Annotated in this window: 1 pseudogene; it reads left to right on the top strand. The window is 34.6% G+C overall.

Annotation, left to right across the window (positions count from 1 at the left end):
- Positions 1 to 244 precede the first annotated feature (244 nt).
- Positions 245 to 485 (top strand): annotated as a pseudogene (locus Q8G36_RS28630) (HIT family protein); the annotation flags it as partial.

The raw sequence follows: 485 nt of genomic DNA, 5'->3' as shown, positions 1-485 counted from the left end.
TACTTTTATTCTTGGGATTTACTTTATTCTAGCAAAGGAAAAGCAATATGAGGAATGTCCACTCTTTGATACTCCAGAATATACTAGAAATAAGTGAATCGAACTAATGGGTGCTTTACTTCAATAACAAGGGTTGCTGCGGCAGCCTTTTTTCTTATGCCACTAACGGGGCAGGTTAGCTCAACAAGGGTTTGTTTATTTTTATCTTTTTAAGAGAGATAATATTATGTTTTTGGAGGGAATTATGAGGGAAATTACTTTGTCTAATGGAAAAACAGTTGAAGTCGAATGTTTAAGTTGTGCTTTAACAAGTGGGGAAGTAGAGCCGGATGGTGGTGTAATAGTCGAAACTGAATATTTTCATGCTCACCAAGACGTTGCATATCCCATTAAAGGTTTAGTAATTTTAGCATCTAAACGCCATATTAAGTGCTTTGACGAGTTAAATGACTTAGAAAAGGTTGATTACATAAACTTATTATCTA

It is taken from the genome of Peribacillus frigoritolerans (assembly GCF_030676415.1).
GTDB lineage: Bacteria > Bacillota > Bacilli > Bacillales > DSM-1321 > Peribacillus > Peribacillus frigoritolerans_A.
This window is presented reverse-complemented; position numbering and strand designations above follow the sequence as displayed.